Source organism: Neobacillus drentensis (assembly GCF_036965425.1).
Lineage (GTDB): Bacteria > Bacillota > Bacilli > Bacillales > Cytobacillaceae > Neobacillus > Neobacillus drentensis_F.
In genome coordinates this window covers 1-5,886 of sequence record NZ_JBALPP010000172.1, presented here as the reverse complement: position 1 = coordinate 5,886, position 5,886 = coordinate 1, and the positions used below count along the sequence as shown (strand labels likewise).

The following is a 5,886-nucleotide window of genomic DNA, read 5'->3' as shown; positions in this document are numbered from 1 at the left end:
AAAAAAGGATCGCCACTGCCATCCCAATCTTTAACTCTTGCAACCCGTTAGTTTAAGTGAAATCGTTTACAATCTAACTTAATAAGTAACTCTAAAACAACTATGAAATTATTTAAAATTAATAAAGCAAGCCCCCTAAAAGGTACTTGCCCTATTGTACTAAAAAAAGAAGAGAATCCATACCCTAAACTGATCACTCCTTGATTTAGTGATGATATTACTACTTATAAAATGAGGAATTCTGATAAACTGCATATGGTTGACAAAAGTTAGATGGTGGGAGGGAATAATTTTGTCCAACGGCAACGTCATAAAATATTATTTGGTCAGATAGAACTCTAAATATTTTTTTATATAAGTTGGTAACAGCCTCATCACTTAGATAAGTTTCTAATAATTCACTTTCGCCATTAATAGCCTCCCCTCTTGCTTTTATAACATCTTTTGCAATCTCGGCTGCGTAGTCGTAAATAGTTTTGTACATAGAAACCACCTCCACAACTCTATGGATGATAAAATCACCTCTTATCTTTAGGGTAGTGGGAACGCCCATGATATTTCACAACAGGCCATTTCTCCTTGCGTAGAGAGTCGATCAATTCTAATCCAACATTTAAGTTGCTCTTAACTAATTCTTTAGGAGTCAGTGCCATCCATTGATTTAGAGACACGTCTTCAAAGCGGTTGCTTTTGAACATCTCTAAAAGCCATAATGTTTCAGTACCGGTGTTTTGAATATAGTGTCCAGTAGCAAAGGGTACATATCCAACATCACCAGCTCGATAATCAAATGTACGAGCTACACCGTTTCCAGTAAATACAGTCATTCGTCCTTGTCCGGTAAGGTAATACTGCCACTCGTCGTTATTGGGATGCCAATGAAGTTCTCTCATTGCACCCGGTTCTATCTCAACAAGTGCTGCTGCGATGGTTTTTGAAATGGGGAAGTTAGATGAGTCCACAATTCTTACGCTTCCACCAGGCGTTTTGATTGGTATTTGTTTCAACAGCTCGTGCTTGAATGTTAAAGGAACCTCTCCGATGGTGGATTGGACTTCTTGACTTTCCAATGGACCGGGTACCTCCCCCTGATAGATATATACCTGTTCAGAAGGAATAGAGTTAAACGCACTCTCTGGAACTCCGAAATTGGCCGACAGTACATCTTTTGGTGTATGTGCAAACCAATCAGAGATGGATAAGGTGGAAAGATCGGAAAAGTTTCCCTCATCAAAGACCAATAGAAATTCGCAATTTTCCAACCCTTGAATTGAATGTGGGATACCTGGCGGAAAGTACCAAAGATCTCCTGGGCCAACGTCGGCAATAAAATTTCGACCTTGCTGGTCAACCGCGGTTATACGTGCCCGTCCTAAAAGCATATAAGACCATTCTGCTTGTTTGTGCCAATGGAGTTCACGTACTCCTCCGGGAGTTAAGCTCATATTTACTCCAGCAAGGGTGGTCGCTATAGGAAGTTCCCTGACAGTGATTTCCCGTGACCATCCACCGTGATTTAATATCATTGAAGTGTCTGAGAATGAGAATTTTAGGTTAGGAACCAATCCAGCATCTGTCATAGGTGGGACAAGCATATTCGGATTTTGAAGATCCCGCATAATATTACGAGGACCGGAGTCAATCCCACCTGCTCCATCACTACGGATCGGTTGTGGCACATTTCCGCCCAATTGATTAATAGTACGTTTCTCCATCATATGCTCCTCTTTTATTGGGTGATTAAGTAAAAATCCTATAGCATATTGTATGAGTTGGGCTTTAATTGGTTACTTACCTATTGATAATTTAAAACAGGGGCATTACTTTTTTTAAAAATGCTCCCATTAGTTGAAATTATTATGAACTTTCTACAACCGAAATAGAAAATGCGAAAGATAAAAGCATAGCCAATGAAAGAGCCATTATGAAGCTTGATGAACAACACGGAGCAGGAAAATATACGATTTACAAAGTAGAAGAAAAGAAGTATACATTTATACGTTTTTGTCTACCTACACAAAAGAGACCGTCATTTGAAGGTCCCTGTTTCATTAGAGCATCCATTAGTTGAAGAAGGAATAACGAAATAGAATGACTGGGAGTAACTTGTAAATGTGGGGTGAATCATGATTCAGAAATCATTTCGCATAAAATATTCCTTTTTAAACCAAAATAAAATTATAAGGTTCCCCTGTTTTTCCTATAAGTTATTACCAAGAAACATGTACTAAAGGGCAATCATAATAAAACAGAATTAAATTAATATTTTTTATTGGTATTAATTATTTGTGAGGGGACTATAGCTATGGATTATTTGGTGCAACAAATTAAGACCGTGTTGGGGAAAAACGATGATTTGTTTTTGCAGCGGGATTACATTGCCAATACTCCGGTTGTCCTATTAGGATTTACGACATTAGTTGATTTAAATAAAACAAGGGATTTCCTTCACCATTATGCAAAAAGTGCCTTCTCGGAAGATAAATTGATTGATGAATTCTGGTCCATGCTTGGCAAAGAGGAAGAGGCGGATACAAAGAAGGCTATTTCCTCTATATATGAAGGAAAACTTATTATTACTTTTGAAAATACCAATCGTTATATTACTGTTGAGCCTGTTACGAAAACGTTAGATCGTTCGATTGATGTACCTTCTAATGAAAATGTCATGCAGGGTCCATTAGTTTCCTTTACTGAAAACATCGAAACAAATATTGGGATTGTTCGTAAACAATTTCCTTCGAGTAATCTTTCTGTAACCTCATTCTTAACAGGACCTAATAAGACTAAGAAAGTCTCATTGCTTTTTATGGATGGTAGAGCAGATAAGGAACTGGTTGAAATCATTCAGAATAAGATTGAAGAAAAAATAGAGATGGATATAAGTCATATTCAAAGTCTTACAAAAATGATGGGATTTTCTTCTTGGGAGACTGTCCCAAAATTTCATACCACTGACCTTCCTTTCCAAGTAGTACAATGTCTAAAAAAAGGAAGAGTCATTCTTTTTGTAGACGATATTCCTTTAGCGTTGTGTCTGCCAATTCTTTTAGAGGATATGTTTATCGATGAAAACGACCGAAATTTCCCTCTATTTTTGATGATTGCCATACGAACTCTAAGGGTTTTAGGTATTTTAGTGACTTTGATATTTCCAGGATTGTATGTCGCATTAGTTTCGGTGAATCCCGAAGTGCTGCAGATAGATCTTGCCTTAACGGTTGCCCATAGCCGTGAAGGAGTGCCATATCCGGCGTTAGTAGAAATTATCTTAATGCTCGTCATACTTGAATTGATTCTAGAAGCTACCATAAGGTTGCCGAAATCAGTTGGTCCAACCATAACCATGGTAGGCGGAATTATCCTCGGACAAGCCGTTGTAGAAGCTAAATTAGTTAGCAACCTGCTGATTATTGTTCTTGCAGCCACTACCATTGCAAACTCAACCATTATCGGTTTTCAACAGGCTGTTTCCATAAGATTGTATAAGTATATTCTCGTTGTACTTGCTGCTGCTTTTGGACTTATAGGATTGGCTACTGGACTGGTATTTACCATTGCTTATTTAGCAAGTGTGAATACCTTTGGAAGACCCTATATCTATGTAAACCTTCAAAGGAATGAAAAACAATAATGGCTAAAAGTTTACATGTCATATCTATTTATATTTTAAGTCATTTGGGACTTATCTTTTTTTTGTATCCAGGTAATATTTTAGCCAGTACGTCTCAAGGTCACTGGGCACCGATTTTATTAGGTGTAACGTTACATTTTATCTTTATCTTAATTTATTTGAAGGGATTAAGTTTTTTTCCGAACAAAGATATTATCAGCATCTATTCAGGGATTGGGAAAATTCCAACTTTCTTATTCCTTATCCCAGTTTTGATATATTTCATCATGGTTATTATCATAACTGTCAGAGCTTACGCAGAAATAATTAACATTGTCTTTTTAACACACACACCTATATGGGCGATTATGATTTTATTGCTATCAATGATAACCTACTTGGCAGCAAAAGGAATTGAAGTGATTTTTCGAACCGGGCTAATCCTGGCTTTCATTTTTCTGCCTATCATTCTTTTTATCATGATTCTTTCTTTCGAAAACGCTGATTGGAGATATGCGATTCCAATTGATACTGATTTCCGATTCCTAACAAAACCTGATTTCTTTGAGAGCTTTTTTGCCTTTGCCGGAGGATTTTTATTCCTGGGTTTTGTACAGCCCTATTTTTCTTATGGGAAAAAGGGAGTTGTGGTGGCTGCATTAATTCTTATACCCTTTTTTATATTTTCAGTATATATTCCAGTTCTAACATTTGGACCGCATACGGCATCCACTCTTTTTATGCCATTCGTTGTTGTTTTAGATTCGTTAAGCATTAATTGGCTAATGTTTGAAAGGGTCACTATGTTTTTTCTTATAAGTTTAATTTGTTTTGTTACCATTTACACATCTATGACAACATGGAAAGCAATTCGAATCATAAACCATTATATTCCATCCATTAAACCAATCTTTCTATTATTGTCATTGTCTGTATTAGTCTTTTTTACCTGTCTATTGGTTGCACCAACCTGGGAGGATGTAAATAAGCTATTCCGGTGGAACGCATTTTTTAGATTTTACAGTATTATATCTATCCCCTTATCGCTTTGTTTTTTGGGACTACGATTAAAGAGGAAGGGTAAAAATGAAACCATTTAAACGATTCGCATATATTATTCCTCTAATATTGATAACTATAACATTATGTGGATGTTGGGATTATAAAGATATCAACCATCGAGTGCTTCCTGTAGTCATGGCGATTTCGAAAGAGGACGGACAATACAGGGTGTTTCTTAAAATCCCTGAATCAGAAGAACCAAGAGCAAAAATGCAACTTGTATCGGCAAAAGGAGAAACAATCACTCAAGCGGTCGACAATCTTAGCAGAAATATGGAGGGTAGTGTCGATTTGCTCCATGTAAAGATAATATTGCTTGACAGACGTATTGCAGAGCAAGGTTTAATTGACCTTATATCTGGATTCATTAGGTCACGTGATATTCCAAATAAAGCCTTAGTAGCCATTTGTAATGAGGATATTGCTACGTTCTACGAGAAAACAAAAAAAGGAGTGACTACATACGACTTTTTTGAAAAAAATGCCGGATGGACTCCTGAAATCTCACTTACTCGGGTATGGGAAGTTTACCGCAGTATCCATTCCTCTACACGTGATGCTGCATTACCAATCATTCAAACAGGAAAAGCCACCCCCCTGGAACAAATCGGGTCAGCCATCATTAAAAAAGGGAAAATGGTGGGCCAAATCAGCTCGGAAGAAACTCTTTTATATAATGCTTTTAAGGAAGAAAGTGCTCAAGGAAAAATTGAAGTTTCGGACCACGCATCCGTAATGATTGTCAGTAATTCCATGGATAATAAAGTCGAATTTAATGGAAAAACACCATATATGAAAAGCAGAATAAATTTGAAGGTCGTGGTAATGGAAACAAGAGGAAATCCATCCGCTACTTTAATAAAAAAGGAACTAAATGATATCCTTACGAATCGGTTTAACCAACTATTTTCTAAAATACAAAAAAGTGAAGCTGATATTTTCGGATTAGGGCAGTTTTATCGAAGCAAGATTTCACACGAAGAATTAAAAAATTGGAGAAACGTTTACCTTCCTAATATGAATATGGATATGCGGTTCCATATTGAGATTCAAAATGAAGGATTTTTAAGAACAACGTAGAGGAGAGGTAGTAAATTGTTTTATAAACAGATTTATTTTACATACTTTCCATCGAAATTATATCTTTTAAGGAGATATTTATAATTTGTATAAATACAACAAAAGACGTTATTGTTATAAATAGTATAAGG

General features: G+C 36.4%; 5 protein-coding genes. 3 read left to right on the top strand and 2 right to left on the bottom strand.

Features of this window, described 5'->3' with window-relative positions; translation table 11 throughout:
* Positions 1–220 precede the first annotated feature (220 nt).
* Positions 221–484 carry a hypothetical protein gene (locus V7161_RS29125; RefSeq protein ID WP_335716260.1) on the bottom strand — a complete coding sequence of 88 codons (264 nt, stop codon included), beginning with the start codon at positions 482–484 and terminating at the stop codon, positions 221–223.
* 34 nt (positions 485–518) lie between these two features.
* On the bottom strand, positions 519–1,715 hold the full coding sequence (locus tag V7161_RS29120) for an oxalate decarboxylase family bicupin (RefSeq protein ID WP_335716259.1): 1,197 nt from the start codon (positions 1,713–1,715) through the stop codon (positions 519–521).
* A gap of 590 nt (positions 1,716–2,305) precedes the next feature.
* Here V7161_RS29120 and V7161_RS29115 point away from each other — a divergent pair.
* The 3 genes from V7161_RS29115 to V7161_RS29105 are packed head-to-tail and all read left to right on the top strand — an operon-like array spanning position 2,306 to position 5,755.
* Positions 2,306–3,634 (top strand): spore germination protein, encoded by a 1,329-nt coding sequence (locus tag V7161_RS29115; protein ID WP_335716258.1) that lies wholly within the window; start codon positions 2,306–2,308, stop codon positions 3,632–3,634.
* Positions 3,634–4,713: a GerAB/ArcD/ProY family transporter gene (locus V7161_RS29110; protein ID WP_335716257.1), complete on the top strand. Its 1,080-nt coding sequence runs from the start codon at positions 3,634–3,636 to the stop codon at positions 4,711–4,713. Before V7161_RS29115 ends, V7161_RS29110 begins: the two co-directional genes overlap by 1 nt.
* Complete coding sequence (locus V7161_RS29105) at positions 4,700–5,755, top strand: Ger(x)C family spore germination protein (RefSeq protein WP_335716256.1); 1,056 nt, start codon at positions 4,700–4,702, stop codon at positions 5,753–5,755. The genes V7161_RS29110 and V7161_RS29105 overlap by 14 nt, the downstream gene beginning before the upstream one ends.
* The last annotated feature ends 131 nt before the right edge of the window (positions 5,756–5,886 follow it).

Coding starts and splice junctions, on each gene's coding strand:
- V7161_RS29110 (WP_335716257.1), top strand. CDS start 3,634: ATGGCTAAAAGTTTACATGTCATATCTATTTATATTTTAAGTCATTTG.
- V7161_RS29105 (WP_335716256.1), top strand. CDS start 4,700: ATGAAACCATTTAAACGATTCGCATATATTATTCCTCTAATATTGATA.
- V7161_RS29120 (WP_335716259.1), bottom strand. CDS start 1,715: ATGGAGAAACGTACTATTAATCAATTGGGCGGAAATGTGCCACAACCG.
- V7161_RS29115 (WP_335716258.1), top strand. CDS start 2,306: ATGGATTATTTGGTGCAACAAATTAAGACCGTGTTGGGGAAAAACGAT.
- V7161_RS29125 (WP_335716260.1), bottom strand. CDS start 484: ATGTACAAAACTATTTACGACTACGCAGCCGAGATTGCAAAAGATGTT.